17 protein-coding genes are annotated in these 24,139 nt (G+C 48.1%); 7 read left to right on the top strand and 10 right to left on the bottom strand.

Annotation, left to right across the window (positions count from 1 at the left end):
• Window positions 1–183 precede the first annotated feature (183 nt).
• Window positions 184–1,587 carry an APC family permease gene (locus AAA946_RS03040; protein ID WP_338163570.1) on the top strand — a complete coding sequence of 468 codons (1,404 nt, stop codon included), beginning with the start codon at window positions 184–186 and terminating at the stop codon, window positions 1,585–1,587.
• A gap of 229 nt (window positions 1,588–1,816) precedes the next feature.
• On the top strand, window positions 1,817–2,251 hold the full coding sequence (locus tag AAA946_RS03035; protein WP_338163569.1) for a GNAT family N-acetyltransferase: 435 nt from the start codon (window positions 1,817–1,819) through the stop codon (window positions 2,249–2,251).
• Between the two features lie 70 nt (window positions 2,252–2,321).
• Here AAA946_RS03035 and argF read toward each other — a convergent pair whose 3' ends face one another.
• A complete protein-coding gene (argF, locus tag AAA946_RS03030; RefSeq protein ID WP_338163568.1) occupies window positions 2,322–3,368 on the bottom strand; it encodes an ornithine carbamoyltransferase in 1,047 nt (348 codons plus the stop codon).
• 423 nt (window positions 3,369–3,791) lie between these two features.
• On the opposite strand from argF, the gene arcC reads away from it, so the two are divergent.
• Window positions 3,792–4,724 carry a carbamate kinase gene (gene arcC, locus AAA946_RS03025; protein WP_338163567.1) on the top strand — a complete coding sequence of 311 codons (933 nt, stop codon included), beginning with the start codon at window positions 3,792–3,794 and terminating at the stop codon, window positions 4,722–4,724.
• 48 nt (window positions 4,725–4,772) lie between these two features.
• Here arcC and AAA946_RS03020 read toward each other — a convergent pair whose 3' ends face one another.
• The 4 genes from AAA946_RS03020 to thrA all read right to left on the bottom strand — a co-directional run bounded on the left by AAA946_RS03020 (window position 4,773) and on the right by thrA (window position 10,459).
• Window positions 4,773–5,603 carry an arylamine N-acetyltransferase family protein gene (locus AAA946_RS03020; protein WP_338163566.1) on the bottom strand — a complete coding sequence of 277 codons (831 nt, stop codon included), beginning with the start codon at window positions 5,601–5,603 and terminating at the stop codon, window positions 4,773–4,775.
• A 155-nt stretch (window positions 5,604–5,758) separates the two neighbouring features.
• Complete coding sequence (thrC, locus tag AAA946_RS03015) at window positions 5,759–7,039, bottom strand: threonine synthase (protein WP_338163565.1); 1,281 nt, start codon at window positions 7,037–7,039, stop codon at window positions 5,759–5,761.
• On the bottom strand, window positions 7,036–7,998 hold the full coding sequence (gene thrB / locus AAA946_RS03010) for a homoserine kinase (protein WP_112459843.1): 963 nt from the start codon (window positions 7,996–7,998) through the stop codon (window positions 7,036–7,038). Before thrB ends, thrC begins: the two co-directional genes overlap by 4 nt.
• Before the next feature lies 1 nt (window position 7,999).
• Window positions 8,000–10,459 carry a bifunctional aspartate kinase/homoserine dehydrogenase I gene (gene thrA / locus AAA946_RS03005; protein ID WP_338163564.1) on the bottom strand — a complete coding sequence of 820 codons (2,460 nt, stop codon included), beginning with the start codon at window positions 10,457–10,459 and terminating at the stop codon, window positions 8,000–8,002.
• Between the two features lie 421 nt (window positions 10,460–10,880).
• Here thrA and AAA946_RS03000 point away from each other — a divergent pair, with 421 nt between their 5' ends.
• Entirely contained in the window at window positions 10,881–11,369 is a 489-nt protein-coding gene (locus AAA946_RS03000; RefSeq protein ID WP_338163563.1) for a ribonuclease regulator, read from the top strand.
• A 35-nt stretch (window positions 11,370–11,404) separates the two neighbouring features.
• Here the strand turns inward: AAA946_RS03000 and AAA946_RS02995 are convergent, their stop codons facing one another.
• Both AAA946_RS02995 and AAA946_RS02990 read right to left on the bottom strand, forming a co-directional pair.
• Window positions 11,405–11,887 carry a putative 4-hydroxy-4-methyl-2-oxoglutarate aldolase gene (locus AAA946_RS02995; protein WP_338163562.1) on the bottom strand — a complete coding sequence of 161 codons (483 nt, stop codon included), beginning with the start codon at window positions 11,885–11,887 and terminating at the stop codon, window positions 11,405–11,407.
• A gap of 96 nt (window positions 11,888–11,983) precedes the next feature.
• The gene (locus AAA946_RS02990; RefSeq protein ID WP_338163561.1) at window positions 11,984–12,376 is read right to left on the bottom strand and encodes a DUF3293 domain-containing protein; all 393 of its coding nucleotides are present in this window, start codon (window positions 12,374–12,376) and stop codon (window positions 11,984–11,986) included.
• A 329-nt stretch (window positions 12,377–12,705) separates the two neighbouring features.
• Between AAA946_RS02990 and arcA the strand changes: the two genes are divergently transcribed.
• Window positions 12,706–13,422: a two-component system response regulator ArcA gene (gene arcA / locus AAA946_RS02985; RefSeq protein ID WP_338163560.1), complete on the top strand. Its 717-nt coding sequence runs from the start codon at window positions 12,706–12,708 to the stop codon at window positions 13,420–13,422.
• A 76-nt stretch (window positions 13,423–13,498) separates the two neighbouring features.
• On the opposite strand, the gene AAA946_RS02980 is transcribed toward arcA, so the two are convergent.
• From AAA946_RS02980 to AAA946_RS02970, 3 genes are all read right to left on the bottom strand, one after another.
• A complete protein-coding gene (locus tag AAA946_RS02980) occupies window positions 13,499–13,966 on the bottom strand; it encodes a hypothetical protein (RefSeq protein WP_338163559.1) in 468 nt (155 codons plus the stop codon).
• Window positions 13,963–16,314 (bottom strand): aerobic respiration two-component sensor histidine kinase ArcB, encoded by a 2,352-nt coding sequence (gene arcB / locus AAA946_RS02975; protein WP_338163558.1) that lies wholly within the window; start codon window positions 16,312–16,314, stop codon window positions 13,963–13,965. The genes AAA946_RS02980 and arcB overlap by 4 nt, the downstream gene beginning before the upstream one ends.
• A gap of 68 nt (window positions 16,315–16,382) precedes the next feature.
• Entirely contained in the window at window positions 16,383–17,321 is a 939-nt protein-coding gene (locus AAA946_RS02970; RefSeq protein WP_338163557.1) for a TIGR01212 family radical SAM protein, read from the bottom strand.
• 525 nt (window positions 17,322–17,846) lie between these two features.
• Between AAA946_RS02970 and gltB the strand changes: the two genes are divergently transcribed.
• Together gltB and AAA946_RS02960 are read left to right on the top strand one after the other, a co-directional pair.
• On the top strand, window positions 17,847–22,394 hold the full coding sequence (gene gltB / locus AAA946_RS02965; RefSeq protein WP_338163556.1) for a glutamate synthase large subunit: 4,548 nt from the start codon (window positions 17,847–17,849) through the stop codon (window positions 22,392–22,394).
• Window positions 22,394–23,863 carry a glutamate synthase subunit beta gene (locus AAA946_RS02960; RefSeq protein ID WP_338163555.1) on the top strand — a complete coding sequence of 490 codons (1,470 nt, stop codon included), beginning with the start codon at window positions 22,394–22,396 and terminating at the stop codon, window positions 23,861–23,863. Before gltB ends, AAA946_RS02960 begins: the two co-directional genes overlap by 1 nt.
• Window positions 23,864–24,139: the final 276 nt, after the last annotated feature.

Genomic DNA, 24,139 nt, shown 5'->3' with positions numbered 1-24,139 from the left:
TCAGAATCAATTATTTCGAGATAACCTTAACCGCGTCGCGGATTTGGTAACGCCTTCACGTTTTACCTTGCGTCGATTTATTAATCACCGATGTCAGATTCCTCCCTCAGTTGCTAACCGTTGGGTCTGTTTTAATCCCTGGTGTGTCATTTAATAACTTAATCCACGCCTTGGAGAAATGTTATGCAAGAAAAACAAACAAAGAAATTAGGGCTGGTTGATATCGTCCTATTTGGGGTATGCACTGTGCTCGTGGTCGACACGGTAGCCGCGACCGCTGTTGCTGGCCCCGGAGGCATTTTCTGGTGGTTCGTCATTTTGGTGCTGTTCTTTTTGCCTTACGGACTGGTAACGGCTGAACTGGCGACCACCTATCCTGCCGAAGGGGGCATTTATGACTGGGTCAAACGCGCTTTTGGCCGCAACTGGGGCGCTCGTACCGCGTGGTTTTACTGGGTTAACTATGCCTTGTGGATCCCTGCCGTATTCTATTTGTTCGCCGTGGTACTGGGCCAAGTGATCGGCAAAACGTTTACCCCATGGCAAATCGCAGGCATCTCGATTGCGGTAAGTTGGCTGTGCTCTTACATCAGTACCAAGCCAGTGGCTGACGCGAACTGGATTTCGTCGCTGGGTGCGATTCTAAAAGTACTGATCATGTCCGTTCTCGGCATTGGCGGCATTATTCAGGCGCTTAATGGCGAAGTGGCGAATGACTTCAGTGCCAGCGCCTTTGCCCCTTCATTTACCGTCGGCTTCGCGATCCTGTCTGTGATGCTGTTTAACTTACTCGGTTTTGAAGTGGTGTCTGGCGCATCTGACTCGATGGCTAATCCTAAGAAAGATATCCCCAAAGCGACCATTCTAGGTGGTATGCTGATCGCCTTTTTCTATTTACTGGCAACGTTTGGTGTGCAAGCGGCACTGCCACTCGATCAGATCTCAGCGTCTGCCGGCTTATATGAAAGTTTAGTGATCTTATTTGGCATCGAGGGCATCACAGGAATCATCATCAACATTCTTGCCGTCTGTTTTATGTTTACCCTAGTGGCCAACATTACCAACTGGTCTGTGGGGGTTAACTATGTTGCCTTGTATGCAGCAAAAAATGGCGATATGCCACAAGTGTTTGCCCGCACAACTAAGCAAGGTACACCGATTGGCGCGCCGATTTGGAATGGGATTGTGGCAACCATTACCATGATCACTTACGCGGTCGTAGCGACTTACGGTGGGAATGAAGATCTGTTCTGGAACGTCTTTTCCCTAGGTGCCATCATTCTCTTAATGTCGTACATCGTAATGTTCCCAGCGTTCTTAAAACTTCGAAAGATAGACGCCGCACTCAACCGACCTTACAAAGTACCCGGTGGTAAAACTCTGATCCGCCTTATGTGTTACGTACCGATGCTACTATTGATTGGCGGTGTGGTTACCTTCTTCTGGGTGCCTGGCGTTCCATTTGATTGGTCATACTTCTGGCAAGTCGGGACTGGCATTGGTATTGCCATCCTCATTGGTGAAATCTACATCTATCGTACCTCCCGTGGAGTGCGCTCTGACACCACTCAGCTACAGCACCAATAACCAATAACCAATAACCGCGCAACAAAGACCGCAGTTATTTGCCACCAGTAGCTTTTGGCCTACTGGTGGCCTTCCTCTCTCATCGCTCCCCAATCTCTAGTCACCATTGTCACTTCGTTAGCAACAATTCACTCATACCCCGCTGGCACACATAGGCAAACCTCGCCGACTCTAGTACCATCTGCTGCAATTATCTTACTATCCGGTTATGCAGTAAAAGAGGTGCACAATGCTCAACATCGAATTCGCCCAAGGCAGTATAGATGCCAAGACACAGAGTGAGCTGACCGCGGGTCTTGAATCTCATGGTCAAACGCAAGTTGCGCCTCCCTATGATAAACAGCGCGTGAACTGGACCGTGCGCGATGACAACGATGAGCTAATTGCTGCCCTGACGGCGGATCTGCTTTGGGATTGGATGTATATCGATGAACTTTGGGTCGACGACCGCTGCCGAGGTACCGGGATGGGCAGTAAGCTAATGAAACATGCCGAGCAGTACGCCATTGACCACAAGCTATCGGGGCTTTGGTTGTGGACCCAAAGTTGGCAGGCGCCAGTGTTTTATCAAAAGCTGGGTTTTGTTGAGTTCACGCGTTTTGAAGACTTTCCTAAAGGCCATAGTCGTATCGGCCTTCGCAAAACACTGAGCTGCGCAGCATAAACTTCTCACACAGCAAAAAGGGGCATGATGCCCCTTTTGTTTTCTAGCCAACGATGATGAAGCGAGTGGTTTAGATTTTCGCTAAGAAAGCGTTCACGCGCTCTTCATGCCGCTTCACTGTTTCTGCGGAAGGCTGTTTAGTGTGTTTATACGTAAAGTACACCAGCAGTGCCATCTGAGCTGTGAGGCGGTTTTCTGCTTCATCAAAAATCACCGAACGCTCGCACTCCATCACCTCACGGGTACATTCGCGCTGATCATTCGCAGGCAAACAATGCATGAACATGGCATTTGGCCCAGCACGATCCAAAAGCTCTTTAGTGACCACATAGTTTGGCATAAATGCAGATAAGCGCGCTTCTTTCTCTGCTTCTTGGCCAAACCAATAGAAGCTATCAGCAACCAAAATGTCGCAGCCTTCTACCGCACTAATGTCATCGGTAACCGTAAGTTTAGAGCCTGACGATTCACAGTTATCAAGAGCGATATCAATCCACTCTTGAGGTGGGCAATACTGTTTTGGACCAATGTGTTTATAGTCAGCACCAAAGCGTGTACAGGCAAACATGAGTGATGAGGCGACATTGGTAGCATCTCCAACGAAGGCAACTGTCAAATCACTCAGTTGCTTACCTTCAGGTAAATGCTCTTGAATGGTAAACAAGTCCGCCATGATTTGCGTTGGATGAAGCCAGTCACACAGACCATTAATGACGGGTACGGTGGACGACTTGGCTAATCCAGCAACCGTATCGTGGCTATCAACTCGCGCCATCATAATATCGACCATACGTGACAGTACGCGTCCGGTGTCTTCCAAAGACTCTTTGGCACCTAAGTGGATATCTTTAGGTGACAGGAATTGAGCATGACCACCGAGCAAGGTTGCCGCGGCTTCAAAAGAGACGCGCGTTCTTGTTGAAGGCTGCTCGAAAATCATCGCGATGGTTTTGTTTTTAAATAGCTGTGGCACGGCGTTGTCTCTGCGCGCCTCTTTTAGCATAGCCATGAGTTCCAAAATATCCGTCAACTCTTGCTTGCTGAAATCTTGAGTTTTTAAGAAGTGGCGTAAACCTTCTTTGTTGAGTTCGGTTGCGCTGGAAGCTGGAAGTTTCATAGTAACACTCCTTGATAAGGTCATCTGGCATCGGCGTGATTGCCTTGAGCACTATCTTGGCGAGTTTCCAATCCCTATTCGTCACTCAGAATCAAACATCGGTCTATCGACCTTTTGGCAGTAAAAAAAGTCGGCAATCATCAAATTTCGGCCTGCAAAAACCGATATGTGACTTTGTTAGTAAATTTTCGCGATTTTGGCCGCTACCGTGAGATCAGAATCAACCATCGGTCACCACGGCCCGTTTTTAAACGAAATATTGACCTTGGCAACACTTCTTGTTGGGTTTGTTGATTGAGAAAAGAAAACTGATTCTCGTCAATCCGATATCTTCACGCACATTGAATAGTAAATGGGTCATCACAAGTCACTTACCTGCCAATCACCATCGAGAGCAGGTGAGCAGATTATAAGGAGTGAGCCATGAGTAAACCCATTCTTGTTGTTGCTGTAGGCGGCAACGCACTATTGCAGCGCGGCGAAACCATGAGCTGTGAAAACCAGGTAAAGAACATCGATAAAACGACGGCGGCCCTTGCCAAGTTGAGCGAGCGTTATCGCTTAGTCATTGTGCACGGTAATGGGCCACAGGTGGGCTTACTTGCCCTGCAAAACCTCAATTACACCGAGACGCCTCCTTACCCTCTGGATGTTCTTGGGGCTGAAAGCCAAGGCATGATTGGTTACTTGATTGAACAAGGCATTCAAAAAGTGATGCCGGAAAAACGTTGTACGACCATACTGACGCAAATCGAAGTCGACGCTACTGATCCCGCCTTTTCGGATCCAACTAAGTACATAGGCCCTGTCTATGATGAGCAACAGGCACAAAGCCTTGCGCAGCAACACGGATGGCATATCAAACAAGATGGCCAATATTGGCGCCGCGTAGTGCCATCACCGTTACCACAACGCATCGTAGAAATTGATTCGATACAAACCCTCCTCAATCGCGATCACATTGTGATTTGTTGTGGGGGTGGAGGCGCGCCTGTGGTGCGCGAACAAGGACGTCTGCGAGGCGTCGAAGCTGTCATTGATAAAGACTTCGCTGCGGCCGTCTTGGCGAAACAATTAGCGGCCGAACATTTTGTTATCCTGACCGATGGGGAAAATGTCTGTGTCGATTGGGGCAAACCCACTGAAAGACCGCTGTTTGAAATCAGTGCCGATGAAATTGAGCAATACCAATTTGCAGAAGGCTCAATGAAGCCGAAGGTCGATGCTTGCGTTCAATTTGCCAGAGCCACCTCAGGGATTGGTCATATTGGTGATTTACACAAAGCCATGGAAATCACCACCTATCAGTCTGGCACTCATATATACGTCGAAAAGACGCTGGAACCCGCGCTATAAGATCCCAAAGTCCATCGTGCACACTGCGGAACTACTGGCAAAAAACGTTTATGGATACAAGCGAGCTAATACATGGGCTCGCTTTTCTTCTGGAAAAACAATCCCCATCTCCTTCTCGATAACCTCAAAGTAATGGTCTTGTTTCAGATCGAGCGCCCATACTTCTTGATCGCAGTGACGACAGCGCAGTGTCGTATCGAGCAGGGTCACACTCCCCTCTTTCGTCGCCAATGCCGCTGTCATAGATTGCGTAAACACGGTGTTTGTACTGGTTGATGTATAGTGGTTGGCATACTCGATATCACCTTCGCCAACAAACGTCATATCTAGGCTGTAAAGATCCTGCCACCCTTCCTCAACGCGGCGCTGCAAAAGGTAACCAAAATCCTCCACCTCAATAAACCGAAACACTTGAAAGTCCGCCTGTTGCTCAATATTGGCAACCAACTTGATGGGTGAACGGGGCGTGTTAGAGCCAAAACCGACATCGACCACCCATTGCTCATCCTTTATCGTCACAAGCGTCACTTGATGGCTTCGCCCTGATGGCGTATCAGCAAGGTGCACGCGAGCGAGCTTTGGTTTAGCATGATATCCGAGCGAGCTTAACACCTCTAAAAACAACGCATTCACTTCAAAGCAGTAACCACCACGAGACTGATTCACTAACTTGTCAAAACGCACCTCAGGCTCAAGACTGATGGCCTCACCAGCAAACACATCAAAGTTCTCGAAAGGAATCGTGAGGTGCTGAGCTTTTTGCAACTGAGTTAAATGTGCATAGCTCGCTAAAAACCGACTACTGACAACACCGCCATCGACGCCACTAAGCGTAAGATCTACTCTGTTTAAGTACTGCTGCAACTGATTTGGGGACATGGGGCTTCCTATTCGTTGGTTTTCCAATGGGCTTAATTGGCCACCAGTTTAAAGCCTCAACTTAACCTGAGGTCAACCGCCACAGTGCGGTTTATTGAAGATAAAAAAATGCCCAAGCGAGCGACTCGCTTGGGCATTTATATCGTCAAGACCGATTATTGTACTCGGCGCAATACTGCTTTCAGTGCATCGAAGTCGTTATCAAGATCTTCTGATAACAATTCCATCGCTGCGTGCTTCGCTAGAGGCCCCGGAAGGTCAATGTCTGACTCGAGGATATCATCCACCACTTCTTTGAACTTAGCTGGGTGCGCGGTACACAAGAATAGGCCTGTTTCACCTTCTTGCAACTGCTCATCTAGCAAACGGTAAGCAATCGCGCCGTGCGGCTCACACAGGTAGCCTTGAGCGTTGAGATCACGCACAGACTCAGCGCTTTGCTCATCGGTCACCATGCCTTTGCCCAAGGTATCTAGACCCCAGCCTTTGATTTGGCATAGCTCTTCGATACGTGGCCAGTTGTTTGGCTGGCTCACGTCCATCGCGTTTGAAGTTGTCGCCACCGTTGGCTTAGGATCCCACTCACCGGTTTCTAGATAACGAGGTACCGTATCGTTAGCGTTGGTTGCCGCAATGAAGCGCTTGATAGGAAGACCCAGCGCTTTCGCCAATAGACCTGCGGTTAGGTTACCAAAGTTACCACTTGGTACTGAGACAACTAAGTTTTCACGCTCTTGTTTAGACATCTGAGATGCCGCTTCGAAGTAGTAACAGATCTGCGCCATCAGACGGCTGATGTTGATTGAGTTCGCCGAGTTAAGGCCAATCTCTTCACGCAGCGCAGCGTCGTCAAAGGCTTGCTTAACCAGCGCCTGACAGGCATCAAAGTCGCCATTGATTGCGACTGTGTGGATATTCTTGCCTAGCGTGCAGAATAGCTTTTCTTGCAGCGGGCTGATCTTGCCTTTTGGATAAAGGATAACAACATTGATGTCTTCCATGCCGTAAAACGCATGAGCAACCGCCGCACCCGTATCGCCTGATGTCGCTGTAAGGATAGTGATCTTACCGCCATCAGAGACTGCCGCCAAAGACTGAGCCATAAAACGGCCACCGAAGTCTTTAAACGCTAGCGTAGGTCCATGGAAAAGCTCAAGCGCGTATACGCCGTCTTTTACCTGGCTGATAGGAGCAGGGAATTGGAATGCATTGTCGACCAACTCATTCACTTTTTCTGCTGGAAGCTCATCACCGATCAGCGCAGACAAAATCTTTGCGCTACGCGTGACAAAGTCTTCAGCCAGCAGTGCGTCTACATCATCGAACTTTGGCAGCTCAGATGGAAAAAATAGACCTTGGTTGCGACCTAAACCTTGGCGAACGGCTTGGCCAAACGAGACTTGCTCGTCGTTCTCTTTGATGTTGTACAGCTTCATAGCTTACTTCCTGTTACCTTCGAGCCTTGTTTGTCTAGGCGACAAACATGGACGAATCCTTCGTTATTTTGTACGTAATTCTCTTCTAGCCAGCGAGCCACTCTATCTGCAACATCTTTGTCTTTACAGATGCTAAATAGCGTTGGGCCGCTGCCTGAAATTCCTGTTGCTAGTGCACCCGCTGTCGCAGCGTATTCACGAGCTTTGCTAAACCCTGGCAAGAGCTTAGCGCGATAAGGTTCGGCGATGACATCTTTGATCATCTTCGCTGCCAGCTCAGGTTGGTTAGAGTGACAAGCGTGAATAAACCCAGCTAAGTGGCGACCATGGGCAATGATATCTTGTCTGCGATACTGAGATGGTAGGATCTCACGCGCTTCCGCAGTCGAGACTTTGATACCTGGGTAAGCCATGACCCAGTACCACTCATCAAAACATGGCACTTCTTGGCTGATGATACCCAGCTCTTCAAGCATCAACTGCACACCACCTAGGTAGCAAGGTGCCACATTGTCATAATGGATGCCACCAGAAATTTGACCTTCCATCTCACCCATTAGCGCGAGAAGCTCAGTTTCATTCAGTGGATTACCGTGGAACTGGTTCAAAGCATCAAGCGCAGCAACAATAGAGCAAGCGCTTGAACCTAGCCCAGAGCCGATCGGCATGTTCTTCTCAAGTGTCATGTAGACAGGTTTGAGTGCCACACCTTTTTTATCTAGCTCACGAGCGTAAACCTTCCAGCAATCGTAAACAATGTTCTCTTTTGGATCACTTGGCAGCTTATCAACAAAGCTGCCTTTGGTGGCAAGATCGAATGGCTTGTCGCCCAGTCTCACCTCAACACAATCGCCAAGCAGGGTACCATCAACCGGTGATACCGCCGCGCCCAGCACATCAAAGCCAACACTCACATTGCCAATTGAGGCTGGCGCATATACGACAACGCTATCACTCATCTTAAACTCCTAGTTTCCAGCCCAGTGTACGCATCACGTCAGAGAAGACGCCCGCGGCAGTGACTTCTGTACCTGCGCCGTAGCCGCGAAGTACCAGTGGGATTGGCTGATAGTAACGACTGTAGAAGGCCAGTGCATTCTCGCCATCTTTGATCTTAAACATCGGATCGTTTTCATCGACAGCCGCAATGCGAACTCGGCACTTACCGTCAGAGATCTCGCCAACGTAACGCAATACTTTGCCTTCTTTGGCTGCATTTTCCACCAACTCGCTAAAGTATGCGTCAGCTTCCGGTAGACGAGCCATGAACTCATCGATAGAACCTGAATCATCAAAGCCTGGTGGCAGAGCTTGATCAACTTCTACATCTTCAAGCTCAAGCGCCATACCCGCTTCACGCGCCAGAATAAGTAGCTTACGTGCTACGTCCATACCAGAGAGATCGTCACGTGGGTCTGGTTCTGTAAAGCCTTTGTCTTTAGCGACATTGGTCGCTTGGCTCAGTGTTAGCCCTTCATCCAGCTTACCGAAGATAAACGATAGAGAGCCAGACAGAATGCCATTGAACTTCTCAAGTTCGTCACCTGCTGAAATAAGGTTCTGCAAGTTTTCGATAACGGGCAGACCTGCACCTACTGTCGTTTCATACATCAGCTTACGGCGAGAGCTGCGAGCCACGTCGCGTAGCTGATGGTAGTAAGACATGCTTGCTGTGTTCGCTTTCTTGTTTGGCGTCACTACGTGGAAGCCTGCCGCTAGGAACTCAGCATACTGATTAGCGATATCTTCGCTTGATGTACAGTCAACCAGCACTGGGTTGATGATGTGGTTGCGCTGTACCAGCGCTGCTAGGCTAGAGACGGTGAATTTTTCACTCACATCACCCATGCGGTCGCGCCACTGCTCAAGCGGTAAACCATCACCATCAAGCAATACACCTTTGCTGTTTGCTAGGCCGCAAACACGAATGATGATGCCTTTTTCAGCCAGTTTCGCTTGCTGTCTTTGGATTTGATCCACCAGCTCACCACCGACGCCGCCGACACCAACCACAAACACATCTAGGAAGTGCTTAGAGTTAAACAGGTTTTCGTGACAGGCTTTGATGGCTTCAGAGATTTTATCTTCTGGAATAACCGCTGAAATCGCGCGCTCTGATGAGCCCTGAGCGATTGCTACAATGTTCACGTTTACTTCAGCAAGTGATGAGAAGAACTGAGATGCAACGCCGCGAGAAGTACGCATACCGTCACCCACAAGCGTCACAATCGCAACATCATCCATAAACTCTACAGGCTCAAGCAGACCGTTTTTCAGCTCAAGCTCGAAGGCATCACTGAGCGCACGTTCAGCTTCTAGCTTGTCTTCTTCTTCGATACAGAAGCTGATGCTGTACTCTGATGAAGATTGAGTAATAAGAACAATCGACACACCAGCCGATGACATCGCGCCAAATACGCGGCTTGCCATACCTACCATGCCCTTCATACCTGGGCCAGATACGTTAACCATGATGAGGTTAGACAGCGTGGTGATGCCTTTGATAGGTAGGTTATCTTCGCCAGTATCTTGGCCAATCAAAGTGCCCGCACCCTGAGGGTTAAAGGAGTTTTTGATAAGGCAAGGGATATGGAACTGGGCAATTGGAGCAATAGTTTTCGGGTGAAGAACCGATGCGCCAAAGTAAGAGAGCTCCATCGCTTCTTGATAGCTAAGAGATTTAAGAAGACGGGCGTCATCAACCAATCGAGGGTCACAGTTGTAAACGCCATCAACGTCGGTCCAGATTTCGCAGCAATCCGCTCGCAGACATGCCGCGAGTACCGCTGCTGAGTAATCAGAGCCATTACGACCTAGTGTCACTAATTCGCCTTTCGCATTGCCCGCAGTAAAGCCAGGCATAATGTGTACGACACCTTCAGCAAGCGGGTTCGCTTGGAAATTTTGAGTCGACACTTCAACATCAACCATGGCTTCTAGGTGATCGCCATTTGCAAACAGATACTTCACAGGGTCGATAAGATCCGCAGCTTGGCCCTTCGCTACAAGCACCGCTTTCATCAACTGGATAGAAATACGCTCACCTTTAGAGATAATGCGAGCGTTAACATGATCAGGGCAAGTGCCAAGCAGGCGGATACCGTGAACAAACTGATGCAGTTGGAACAAAGACGTTTTAACTTGATTATCAAAGTCCGTGCTGTCGATATTCGGAAGGACTTTCTTAATATTTGAGAACAGCTCATTAAATGAGGTCTCTAGTTCAGAGATTTGCAGTTCAACTTCATTGTTTTTTAGCGCAGTTTCAATCACTGCCACTAGCTTGTTGGTGGTTTTACCCGGTGCAGATAGCACCACAGCTAGATCTTCTTGTTGGGCATTGTTGGCGATGATGTCCGCCGCTCTTAAAAAACGGTCCGCATCGGCTAACGATGAGCCTCCAAATTTTAGTACTCGCATCCTTTCCTCCCGAAATACTCAAAACAGGTAAAAAAAAGGCCCGTATCTTGGTGATACAGGCCTTGTTTTTGAATTTCTTTCGTCTACCAGCCTGCCCCAACGATAATGTCGGTAATAATAATGGTGGTGGTCATTACTACGTGCTGGTGATTAAACATAATAGGTCGTGCTTCAGATTCTGTTATGTGCTTACCCATACGTGTACCGCATTTGTTGGCGATTAGTCAATCAAAAATTGTACTTTTGTTGCCTGGAAAGCGTTTTTTTATCAAAAGCATAAAAACGGACAATAATGCATTTATATGCAGTTGGGATCTTTAGACATAACTAAATGCTATATAGTTTTACAACTTTTTGCTTAGATTCTGTGCTTTAATTAGGAATCAATAATCTATAAAAACAATAACCAAGGAGTGGTGCCATGAGAGCAGTGTCTTTATACGCCCTAGCGTTATTGGTTTCTAGTGGTTTATTGTTCAGCGCTTCAGCATTTTCTGTTGAGCTCCCAGCGCTCCCTTCCCAGCATAATCAATCACCACACAGCTTTTTCTTATCTTCTGGTAGTAAATCCAGCAGTGCAGACTCTTTCGACGTGTGGAATGTTGATAGCGGCTACTCATACGCTGTGTTTGATTCTCTAGACGTGTACATTGGTGCCCGCCTCAACAATTCAGACATCACTAATGACCGTGGTTTTCTCAGTGGCGTTAACTATCAGGTATCTGATCGTATCTCTGTTAAGAGTACGCTGCGTGGATATCAATACGAAGAGAATAATGAGACACAAGGTGCGATGGCGGCCGAGATTTCGAGCCGAATGAGACTAACAGAAAACCTAGACGTTCACGCCACCTTTGACTTTGAAAAAGTGCAACAAGGGGTCGAAGTCGGCCTAGGCTTCCGTTTTTAGTTGAGTGTGTAGTTACAGCGATTACAACTTACAGACTAAAATTCTAGGGCTTCCTTACTAATTAGCACCCCATTCCAATCTGAATACACGTAGTGACCTGGCTGAACAATTTGATTATTCATGGTCAGTGTGACGTTGATTTGTCCAGCTCCGCGCTTCTCCGTCTTAAATGGACACGCTGCGAGTGCTTTCACTCCAAGATCCATCTCCGACATAGCGGCAACATCGCGAATTGCACCATTTACAATGACGCCTTCCCAGCCTTTTTCAATGGCCATGATCGCCAACTGATCGCCCAATAGCGCTTTCGCACACGAGCCATTTCCATCAACAAAGAGTACTTTCCCTTTACCATCGTGACCCAGCGCTTCTCGCACCATGGAATTGTCGTGGTAGCAACGTACCGTGACAATCTCGCCCCAAAAGGCGGCGCGTTGACCAAAGTTTTGCAGCGGCAAGTTCAGCAGCATCACTTTGTCTTCGTGTTGGTCACAAATATCAGGTGTGATATCTCTCATGTTTCCTCCGTGATAATAGCTCAATAGGCACCAAAACAGCCGTACCTTTAGAGAGCATTAAAGTAAAATTCCTTTTTCACTTGCCCAGTCAAACGGTCAGTGACACACGTACTGACTCAACAAGCCTAAATTCTTTTGCGTCCGATCTTCATCACAGGAGACCAAAAACAGTACACCATTTTCGACCCAGTAGATGGCATTTTGCTCATATTTTTGCGCTAACTCACACGCTTGCGCCAATGGCATGTGCACTGCAAAGCTCGCTTCCACCCATTCAAAGCTTGGATCGCCGACGTTTACACTTACGTAGGGAAAACCCGCGAAGTCTCGCTCCAGCGTTAGATTTTTTATGCAGTTTTCTTCCTCACTAACCTTTTGGCTTCTAGGGTTGAAAGCCGTTATGATGGCGAAGCTGTCGCATTCCCACTCACTGAGAAAACGCATCGCTATGCGTGAATAAGCACGCCAAAGTTGTGCATCGATACTCATACTACCTAAGATTTAGCCTCTGCCCAATACTATTAATATTTGTTACAAAGCAGCTATTGATTTAAATCAACAAAGTGCATGGAATTAACATTTGACCATTGTTAGCATGCTGTTAACATTATAGAATTCGCCTCAATGACCTAGCAGAATAATAAGAGATTAAAGGGATTTCTCGTTTTTTGGCAACATCATGGATGGCGACGTAAAACGTAACTGTTTCTATGATGGTGAGTAAAACCTCCAAGAAACATTACCTATATGTTAACTTTTTGCCTAGAATTTATTCTACTACAGACAGAATTTTCACAAGTTTAATTTAGGTACCGCCGATGCAAAGCCCGCAGATTCTTATTGTTGAAGATGAGCAAGTAACCCGTAACACCCTAAAAAGCATTTTTGAAGCAGAAGGATATGCTGTATTCGAGGCCAGCGACGGTCAGGAAATGCACCAGGTGATGTCAGAAAACTCTGTAAACCTAGTTATCATGGATATCAACCTTCCTGGTAAGAATGGTCTACTGCTAGCACGTGAACTACGTGAGCAAGCGAATGTTGCTCTTATGTTCCTAACTGGTCGTGACAACGAAGTTGATAAAATCCTTGGTCTAGAGATTGGTGCAGACGACTACATCACAAAACCATTCAACCCACGTGAATTGACTATCCGTGCACGTAACCTACTGACTCGCTCTATGAGCAGCGGCGCAGCGACAGAAGAAAAACGCAGCGTTGAAAAATACGAGTTCAATGGTTGGGTTCTAGATATCAACAGCCGTTCACTCGTTAGCCCAAGCGGCGACGGCTACAAGCTGCCACGCTCTGAGTTCCGTGCACTACTACACTTCTGTGAGAACCCAGGCAAGATCCAAACTCGTGCCGACCTTCTTAAGAAGATGACTGGTCGTGAGCTTAAGCCACATGACCGTACGGTAGACGTCACTATCCGTCGTATCCGTAAGCACTTTGAATCTGTATCTGGTACGCCAGAGATCATCGCAACGATTCACGGTGAAGGTTACCGCTTTTGTGGCGACCTAGAAGAATAATCGGACGTCGATTATCAAGGACAAAAAAGGGACGCGCTTGCGTCCCTTTTTGTTTTTAGCTGCTTGGTTAGCCTGACTAGTAAACGGTATCTACCGGCACTTCACTGTTAACAACCCAAATTTCTCGACCGCTGTCTGTAAGCTGCACAGCGACATCGACCGGTTTTGTAATGTTTACTTCCAACTGCCAATTGAATGCTACTTCCCATTGACTCTCTGACTGAGTTCTAAGTTCGAAATCGTCACCATCAAACTCCCACACCATATCTCCCTGCTTAAGCACAACTTTGCTCACGTCCATACCCGCAGGAAGCTGCTTCTCTGTGCGCAAATACAGAGCACCAAAGAGGTTTTGCTCTTTAAGCAGCGCCGAAGTTTCGCCAACTTTAGGCATCATATCGATCCAAAGGCTGGACTCTAAGCGCACCGCTTCTTGCTCCACCATTACGGTATCACTGGACGCCCAAATTGCATTTCCCGTTGGTGATGACGCACAACCGATCAATGCGATAGAAAGTGCGACCGCTGAGACTATTTTTTTCATTTTGATTCCCTACTTTCCAACCACGATTTTAATATCTGAATATCATTCTGATACTCGTTCTTGATCTCTTCAACCCAATCTTCAATATTCTCCCACCATGCTGGTAGGTCTGGCGACTGCGCTTTTTGAGCGATGGACTGAATACGTTTCAGACCAATAGAGCCCGCCGCCCCTTTTATCTTGTGCGCTTCAGAGGCAATGCCTAGCTGATCTTTGGCCGTCATATTAGAGTCGAGGATTTCAATATAGTCTGGCATCATCTGCTCAAACATCGTGATGCTATCGAGCACAGGCGCACTGCCAACGATATCGACATACGACTCCAGCATGTCCAGATCCAACAAGCGATTGAAGACTTCACTGTTGATATTTGTTTCCACTTCCTTCTCCTCCGGTTGCGGCGCTTCCGAGGCATCATCGCCGTGACATTTGTTAATCACTTCGGTGAGTGCTTTCACGCTGAGCGGTTTGCTGATGGCATCGTCCATGCCGTTTGTCAGATACTCCTGCTTGTCTTTGAGCACGTTGGCCGTGAGTGCCACAAGCGGCGGCAGTTCAGAATAACGCGCTCTTAGCTCCTGAGCGACATCGAAACCGGTCATATCTGGAAGCTGAATATCCAACAGTGCCAGATCGTATTCATCCGATTTAAAGTTGGCGAGCGCTTCTTCGCCGGTCATCGCGACATCAACCGTATGACCAAGGCTCTCAAGCAAAGAACGCGCGACAGTAATGTTAAGTTCAATATCTTCCAGTAAGAAGATACGCAAGCTTCCTTGTCGCTTCACTTCAATCGGTGCAAGCTGTATTTCATCCGCACATGGAACATTGATGGTCAGGGTGAAGGTACTGCCGAAGCCCTCTTCGCTGTCCACCGTAATATCGCCATCCATCATTTGGATCAGCTGTTTCGATACCGCAAGGCCAATACCGGTGCCAACCGCGTGCAGATTGTCTTTGCCCGACTTCACTTGATAGTACATAGCAAAAATCTTATCGAGCTCTTTTTGCGGAATGCCGATACCGGTATCTTCGATTTCAATCGTGATGTACGCGCGGCCATCCTCAATATCGGCGCTGATGGTCATCACCACACCGCCTTGCTTGGTGAACTTCATGGCATTACTCACCAAGTTCCAAATGACCTGACGCAGACGCGTGGCATCGACCACAACGCCTTCTGGCAAATCAGTCAGCCTCTCAAGATCAAAACGCAGCCCTTTTTGCTCCGCCATCAAGCCTGAGATGCTTTCTAGCTCGGCGACAAAATCTTCAAAGTTTAACGGCTCTGGGAACAGCTCAAGCTTGCGCCTATCAAACTTATCCATATCAATAATGTCGTTAAAGATATGACCAAGCGTAATCGCACTGACATTGATCGTTTGCAGTTGCTTGCGCTGCTCACCATTTAACTGCCCATCTAGCAGCATACGGCTCAAACCAACAATGCCGTTAAGGGGCGTACGCAGTTCGTGACTGATGGTTGAAATAAACGTCGTTTTATCTCGGCTCGCTTTCTCTAAAGACTCCGCATGACGCTTACGTTCGGTGATATCACGGCCAAAGCCCACCAACCCAAGGTGACGACCGTCTTTGCTGTAGAACGGCACTTTACGAAGCTCGTAGAAGCATTTTTTGCCGTCGGGGTATTCGAGCCACTGTTCATAAGTGAGTGCCTGATTGTCACCCATCACCTTGTGGTCGGTTTCCACCACTTGTTTTGCGATCTCTTCCGAATAAACATCCCATGGCGTGAGGCCAACCAAGTCCTGCTCTTTGCGGCCTGTGAGCTCTTCCATCGCCTTATTGCAGCCAGAGAACACGCCTTCGGCGTTACGATAATAAATAAGGTCTGGCGAGGCGTCGATAAACGAGCGCAGCAACGCGGTTCTTTCAGCGAGTTCTAACTGAGTGCGTTCACGCTGAAAGACTTCGTTTTCAAGATCCTTCATCGCCTCTTCACGTGCCTCTTCGGCTTTTTGGCGCTCTTCAATTTCTTGATTGAGCTTACGAATGTTTTGCTGCAGCTTGTGATTAAGTTCTTGGTCGCGAGAGCGCATCTCTTTGAGCTTCGAGACCATCTTAGCGAGACGCTGACGAGACTCTTCAAGCTGGTCAACCACGACCGAGAGGAAATACACCGCCCAAGGGGTGATCAATAGACCAAAGAACACCGAGCGAACAATGTCGATATCATCAACGCGCCCATTGAGTACCAAGGTAATACCGACCTGAACCACAACGGCCAGGGCGACAAGAGCTAGCGCCAATATAATAGAGAAGCGCACAATACCGAGTTTCACCAATAGGTCGACATAGTATTGCGCGAGATTTTTGATGGGTTTCATTCAGCACTCCGTGCGTTACAACTGGGCTAAGTCTATCACTAAGCCTAAGTTTGCACACGGAAGGCGAATTATTTGAGAACAGGTTTGTGATAAATAAACGGATTCTCGGTCAGTGCTCCCTGAGCACCTTCTGCCGTCAGAGTTCGACCAAGCTCAGTCATCGCCAGCCAGCGGTTCTCACACCATAATGGTGAGAGCAGTGTTGGGCGTCTGGCCGATGAAGATACGCGGTGATAAACAATCTCAGCCGGCGTGCGGCGAATCATCTCACTGGCAACATCTAAGTAGAATTCTAAACTCGGTGCTTCAAGGCGTCCTGCACGCCAAGCTTTTGCCATGGTGCTGCCTTCAACAATATGCAAACCATGCAGTTTGATGCCATCGGTGCCGGTTGCCAGCACTTTTTCTAGCGTCTGTAGGTTATCTTGCTTAGTTTCGTTTGGCAGACCGACGATCAAGTGCGTGCACACTTTAATGCCTAGAGCGCGAGCACGCTTGGTGATTTCATCGTAGACCGCAAAGTCGTGACCGCGATTAATGCGCTTTAAGGTTTGATCGTTCGCCGTCTGCAAACCGAGTTCAAGCCAAATCTCATAGCCTTGCTCGACATAACCGGCAAGCAGCTCTAGTACAGAGTCAGGCACGCAATCTGGACGGGTTCCCACACACAGGCCAACGATATCCGCGTATTTAAGCGCTTCTTCGTACATGTTTTTCAACACTTGGACTTCAGCGTAGGTACTGGTGTAGGCCTGAAAGTACGCCAGATACTTCTTAGCACGCTTAACCTCACCAGCGCGATCGGTGAGCTGGTCGTGAATCGATTGGATCTGGGTCTCTTCACTGGCAAAGGATGCCACGTTACAGAATGTACAACCGCCACGCCCTATAGTGCCATCGCGATTTGGGCAGCTAAAGCCGCCGTGCAGGGTTAGCTTGTGAACCTTTTCTCCATATCGGCGCTGCAGATCTTGGCCGATGGTATTCACTAACTCATGTAATTGCATGCTCAAAAAACCTACTAATAAGAATGAATCTCACTCTAATTTGTGAAACTAAATTACATCCCTGCAAAAGAAAACCATGAATAGTAGCAATCGGCGTTTTAAACACTCTTAATCAAAATCAATAAATATGCAGAAAAACAAGCAGAAAACCCGAAATGTTGCATCGATGTTATAAAATATATTCAAAACAAGATAAAAAAAATGTGTAACAGACGTAAGTTTCGTTGGAATTAACGAGGACAAAATTGTAGGATACTTACACAATTCTGCTGTATTTGCCGTTTTTATTACAGTACGGATTGGTTGATTAGGGTCGATATTCTACTCCCACCAACAGATTCCACTAGATTGTGGAACGTAGACATTGAATATCACCACGGAATGTTTTTCTCGCAACACTTTTCCTGCGAGATGCTGAATGGACTCGAACACTGCCCCCTCTGGCAGTCAAGAATCAAAATTACAAAGGACAAGACGCAATCACACACTCTAATTGCGTCTAGATTTAACTGGAAGGAAGTATCTATGGTAGATAGAGAGCAGAATGCACAAGGTCTGTATACTCCAGAATTGGAGCATGACGCTTGTGGTATCGGTTTTGTTGCTCACCTAAAAAACCGTAAATCTCACGATGTAGTGACTCAAGCCTTGGATATGCTGGCACGTATGGAACACCGTGGCGGTCAAGGTTGTGACCCATGTAGCGGTGACGGTGCAGGTATCCTACTTCAAAAGCCACACGAGTTTCTGTTAGAAGAAGCCGTGAAGCTAGGCATTAAACTGCCATCGTTTGAGAAGTACGGTGTAGGTGTAGTGCTATTCCCTAAAGATGAGCACAAGCGCGCACAATGTCGTGACATCCTAGAGCGCAACGCTCAGCGCCTAGACCTAGAAGTGATTGGCTACCGCGTGCTGCCAACCGACAATTCGATGATCGGTGCTGACCCACTAAGCACAGAACCTCAATTTGAACACGTATTCGTAACTGGCGGCCCAGGCTGCACACCAGAAGAACTTGAGCGCAAGCTTTACGTTCTGCGTAACTACACAGTGCGTGTATGTCTAGAAAGCGTGTCAAACATCGGTGATGACTTCTACATTAACTCTATGTCTTACAAGACGTTGGTGTACAAAGGTCAGCTAACCACTGAGCAAGTACCTCAGTACTTCCTCGATCTACAAAATCCAACGATGGTGACAGCACTTGCGCTGGTTCACTCTCGTTTCTCTACCAATACTTTCCCAAGATGGCGCCTAGCGCAGCCTTTCCGTTACATTGCCCATAACGGTGAAATCAACACAGTTCGCGGTAACTTGAACTGGATGAAGGCACGTGAAGCTATCATCGAATCTGACTTGTTCACACAAGCAGAAATCGACATGCTGCTCCCTATCTGTCAAGAAGGCAGCTCGGATTCATCAAACTTCGATATGGCACTTGAGCTCCTAGTTCTGTCTGGTCGTAGCCTGCCACATGCGCTAATGATGATGATCCCTGAAGCATGGCAAGAAAACAAAAACATGGATCCAACCCGTCGTGCGTTCTACCAGTACCACGCGAACGTTATGGAACCATGGGATGGCCCAGCATCGGTATGTTTCACTGACGGTGTTCAGGTAGGTGCAACGCTTGACCGTAACGGTCTGCGTCCATCACGTTATACCGTGACCAAAGATGACTTCCTCGTTATGGCATCAGAATCTGGTGTTGTAGATATTGAGCCAGAGAACGTTGAGTTCCGTGGCCGTCTGCAGCCAGGTCGTATCTTCGTTGCTGACTTAGAGCAAGGTCGCATCATCTCTGATGAAGAAGTGAAAGATGGCATTGCAAGTGCTCAGCCATACCAGAAATGGGTAGAAGAGAACCTACTTAGCCTGAAGAAGCTTCCAGATGCGAGCAACGAATTCAGCCAACCTTCTCCAGAGAAACTACTGCACAAACAGCAAGCGTTTGGCGTGAGCTCGGAGGAAGTAAACGAAATCATTGTCCCTATGGCAAAAGATGGCAAAGAGCCACTTTCTGCAATGGGTGCTGACTGGCCACTCGCGATCCTTTCGCACCAGTCACAACATCTGTCCAACTACTTTAAGCAGCTGTTTGCTCAAGTAACCAACCCACCAATCGACCCGATTCGTGAGCGCATGGTGATGTCTCTGAACACTTACCTAGGTAAAGATCAGAACCTACTAGCAGAATCGCCAGAGCACTGTCAAAAAGTTGAGCTTGAGTCTCCAGTTCTGTCTAACTCAGAACTTGAGAAGCTGCGTGCTATCGATAATGAGCACCTACAAGCGAAGACACTGGATATCGTATTCCAAGCAAGCGAAGACGAAGGTAAGCTAGAGCGTGCACTGAAACGTATCTGCCAATACGCAGAAGACGCAGTTATCGATGGTTACTCAATCATCTTGCTAACCGACCGTGCGATTAACTCTAACCACGCTGCGATCCCAGCAATGCTGGCAGTAGGCGCGGTTCACCACCACCTAATCCGTAAAGGCTTACGTGCTAAGTGTGACATCGTGGTTGAAACGGGTGACGCACGTGAAACGCACCACTTTGCAACGCTAGTGGGCTACGGCGCGAACGCAGTAAACCCATACCTAGTGATCGAAACTATGGTGGAGCTACAGCGCACTAAGAAGCTGGATCCAGAAACCAGCATCTCTGAGCTATTCGAGAACTACCGTAAGTCTATCAACGGCGGTCTTCTGAAGATCTTCTCGAAGATGGGTATCTCAACGCTGCAGTCATACCACGGTGCACAGATCTTTGAAGCCCTTGGTATCAGCAAATCTGTCGTAGAGAAATACTTCACGGGTACGGTTTCTCGTATTCAAGGTCTAACCATTGACGACATCGCCAAAGAAGTGCTGATCCGTCACCGTGTTGGCTTCCCAACACGTGAGATCCCAGTACAAGTTCTTGATGTGGGTGGTGTTTACCAGTGGAAACAGCGTGGTGAAAAGCACCTGTTTAATCCAGAAACTATCTCGCTACTGCAACAGTCAACTCGCAACAAAGACTACGCTCAGTTTAAACAATACACGAAAGCGGTGGATGACCAAGGCGACAACGCAGCAACACTGCGTAGCCAGCTAGACTTCGTTAAGAATCCAGCAGGTTCGATTCCTCTAGAAGAAGTTGAGCCAATCGAAAGCATCCTTAAGCGTTTCGCAACAGGTGCCATGTCGTTCGGTTCTATCTCGTACGAAGCTCACTCGACTCTAGCCGTTGCAATGAACCGCATTGGCGCGAAATCGAACTCGGGCGAAGGTGGTGAAGACCCAACACGTTTCGAGCGTAAAGAAAACGGCGATTGGGAACGCTCTGCGATCAAGCAGGTTGCGTCAGGCCGCTTCGGTGTAACGTCTTACTACCTAACCAACTCTGATGAAATTCAGATCAAGATGGCACAGGGTGCGAAACCGGGTGAAGGTGGTCAGCTACCAGGTGATAAAGTCGATGACTGGATCGGTGCGACTCGTCACTCCACTCCAGGTGTCGGTCTAATTTCTCCACCGCCACACCATGATATCTACTCAATCGAAGACTTGGCTCAGCTGATCTACGACTTGAAGAACGCTAACCGTGCTGGTCGCGTCAACGTGAAGCTAGTATCGGAAGCGGGTGTTGGTACTATCGCCTCTGGTGTAGCGAAAGCGAAAGCGGACGTTGTCCTTATCGCAGGCTTCGATGGTGGTACTGGTGCATCACCAATGTCATCGATTCGCCATACTGGTCTTCCTTGGGAGCTAGGTTTGGCAGAAACTCACCAAACGCTTCTGAAGAACGGTCTACGTAATCGTATCGTGGTTCAATCTGATGGTCAGATGAAAACGCCACGTGACCTTGCCGTTGCAACTCTACTAGGTGCAGAAGAATGGGGTGTGGCAACAGCCGCTCTGGTTGTTGAAGGCTGTATCATGATGCGTAAGTGTCACAAAAACACCTGTCCAGTTGGTATCGCTACGCAAAACAAAACGCTACGTGAGCGCTTTGATGGCCGCGTAGAAGACGTCGTCACCTTCTTCCAATACATGGCTGAAGGCTTGCGTGAAGTGATGGCTGAGCTTGGTTTCCGCACTATCGACGAGATGGTGGGTCAGTCTCAGAAACTGAAAATCCGTGACGACATCGCTCACTGGAAATACAAGAACCTCGACCTATCGCCAGTTCTACACATTGAACAAGCGCGTGAAGAAGACGGTGTTTACAACCAGACAGAGCAAAACCATAACCTAGAACAGGTTTTAGACCGTCAGTTGATTCAAGCGGCTATCCCAGCACTTGAGAAGGGCGAAGCGGTCAACGCTGAGTTCCCAATCATCAACACGGACCGCTCTGCAGGTACCATGCTGTCGAACGAGATCTCTAAAGTCTACAAAGACCAAGGTCTACCACAGCCAATGAACGTCAAGTTCACAGGCTCTGCGGGTCAATCATTCGGTGCTTTCCTTGCTAAGGGCGTAAAGTTCGAAGTGGAAGGTGATGCGAACGATTACTGGGGTAAAGGCCTATCTGGCGGTACGCTAGTGCTGTACCCAGATGCGAAATCAAGCATCGTTGCTGAAGACAACATCGTTGTGGGTAACGTTTGTTTCTACGGTGCGACGTCTGGTGAGTCTTACATCCGCGGTATGGCCGGTGAGCGTTTCTGTGTTCGTAACTCTGGCGCGAAAGTTGTGGTTGAAGGCGTGGGTGACCACGGCTGTGAATACATGACTGGCGGTGTGGCCGTTATCCTTGGTTCAACAGGTCGTAACTTTGCCGCTGGTATGAGTGGTGGTGTGGCTTACGTTTGGGATAAAGCGGGTGACTTTGACACCAAGCTAAACCCAGAGCTAGTCGACCTAGACCCAATCGAACAAGAAGATCGCGAACTACTACTAGACATGCTCACTAAGCATGTGGAGTTCACAGGAAGTGAAGTCGCTCAGTCGTTCCTAGACAACTTTGAAGCCAGCATTGCATCGCTAGTGAAAGTGATGCCGCGCGACTACAAAGCAGTGCTACTAAAGCGCAAAGCAGAAGCTGAGCAAGCGCAAACGGAAGAAGTGGAGGCAGTATAATGGGTAAGCCTACTGGATTTTTAGAACATGGTCGCGAGCTTCCTAGGAAGCTCGATCCAACGGTTCGTATTGAAGACAACAAAGAGTTCGTTCTTAACGAAGAGTTTGGCGATAAGATCAATACTCAGGCTTCTCGTTGTATGGATTGTGGCGTACCTTTCTGTCACAACGGTTGCCCAATCGGCAACATCATCCCAGAGTTTAACGATGCCGTGTATCGTGACAGCTGGGAAGAAGCTTGGCGCATCCTAAGCACGACAAACAACTTCCCTGAGTTTACAGGTCGCGTATGTCCTGCTCCGTGTGAAAGTGCTTGTGTACTTGGTATCAACCAAGACCCAATCACCATCTGTAACATTGAGAAGACGATTGTTGAAACGGCTTACCGTGAAGGCTATGCGAAACCCAAAACGCCACGTTCTCGCACTGGTAAAACAGTTGCAATCATCGGTTCAGGCCCTGCGGGCCTGTCCGCTGCAGAGCAGCTAAACAGTGCAGGCCACTCGGTTACGGTCTTTGAGCGTGACGAAAAAGTGGGTGGTCTACTACGCTTTGGTATTCCAGACTTCAAACTGGGTATGGATATCATTGATCGTAAAATTAACCTTATGGCAGAAGCGGGCATTGAGTTCAAAGTGAACCAGCACATTGGTGTTGATGTGAATGCGGCGCAGCTTCGTCAAGAGTTTGATGTGGTACTACTAACCGGCGGCTCTACCGTACCTCGTGACCTACCGGTACCTGGACGTGAGCTAAACGGCGTTCACTTTGCAATGGAATTCCTAGCGCAAAACAACCGCCGTGCGAACGACATGGACCTAAAAGGCGAAGAGATCCACGCCAAAGATAAGCATGTTGTGGTGATCGGTGGTGGTGATACAGGCTCTGACTGTGTGGGCACCTCGAACCGTCATAAAGCAGCAAGCGTCACTCAGGTAGAGATCATGCCGATCCCACCAGAGAAGCGTCCAGCTAACATGCCATGGCCGCAATACCCAATGATCATGAAGACCACGACTTCTCACGAAGAAGGCTGTGATCGTCATTGGAACATCCTAACCAAAGAGTTTATCGGTAACGATGAAGGTCAAGTAACCGGTCTTCGCATTGCGGATATCGTTTGGAAAGATGCCGCTCCTGGTGAGCGTCCAAGCTTTGAAGAAGTGGCTGGCTCTGAGCGAGTGATCCCTTGTGATATGGCGTTCCTAGCAATGGGCTTCCTACATCCAGAACCAACGGGTGTACTGGCTCAGCTTGATATCAAATTGGATGAGCGTGGCAACGTTGCTGCGGAGAACTTCCAAACTAACCAACAAGGTGTATTTGCTGCAGGTGACATGCGCACAGGCCAGTCTTTGGTTGTACGCTGTATCAACGAAGGCCGTGAGTGTGCACGCGCTATCGATGAATACCTAATGGGCAACACTAACCTAGAAGCGAAAGCAGATTCATTGATGCTTTCCGCTTAAAGGCAAACTGTCTAGTTACACGGATAAGTAACTAACAGCATTCCTTCCGAATTTGGCCAGCTTTATGCTGGCCTTTTTTGATTCTCGTGCTCACTATCTTAGAAGCACGTCCTCAATGGACAACAACATTCCCTTGGCTCCAATGTGTTAACCACCTCGCCTTTTAAGCCGCAACTCGCTGTAAAATAAACAGATTATTTGTTTGTTTTTTCGAGACATACACAACAAATTTCTGAAAACTTGACCTTTCTTGCCATAAGCTATACGTTGTGAAGT

The organism is Vibrio sp. 10N, assembly GCF_036245475.1.
Classification (GTDB): domain Bacteria; phylum Pseudomonadota; class Gammaproteobacteria; order Enterobacterales; family Vibrionaceae; genus Vibrio.
This window is presented reverse-complemented; position numbering and strand designations above follow the sequence as displayed.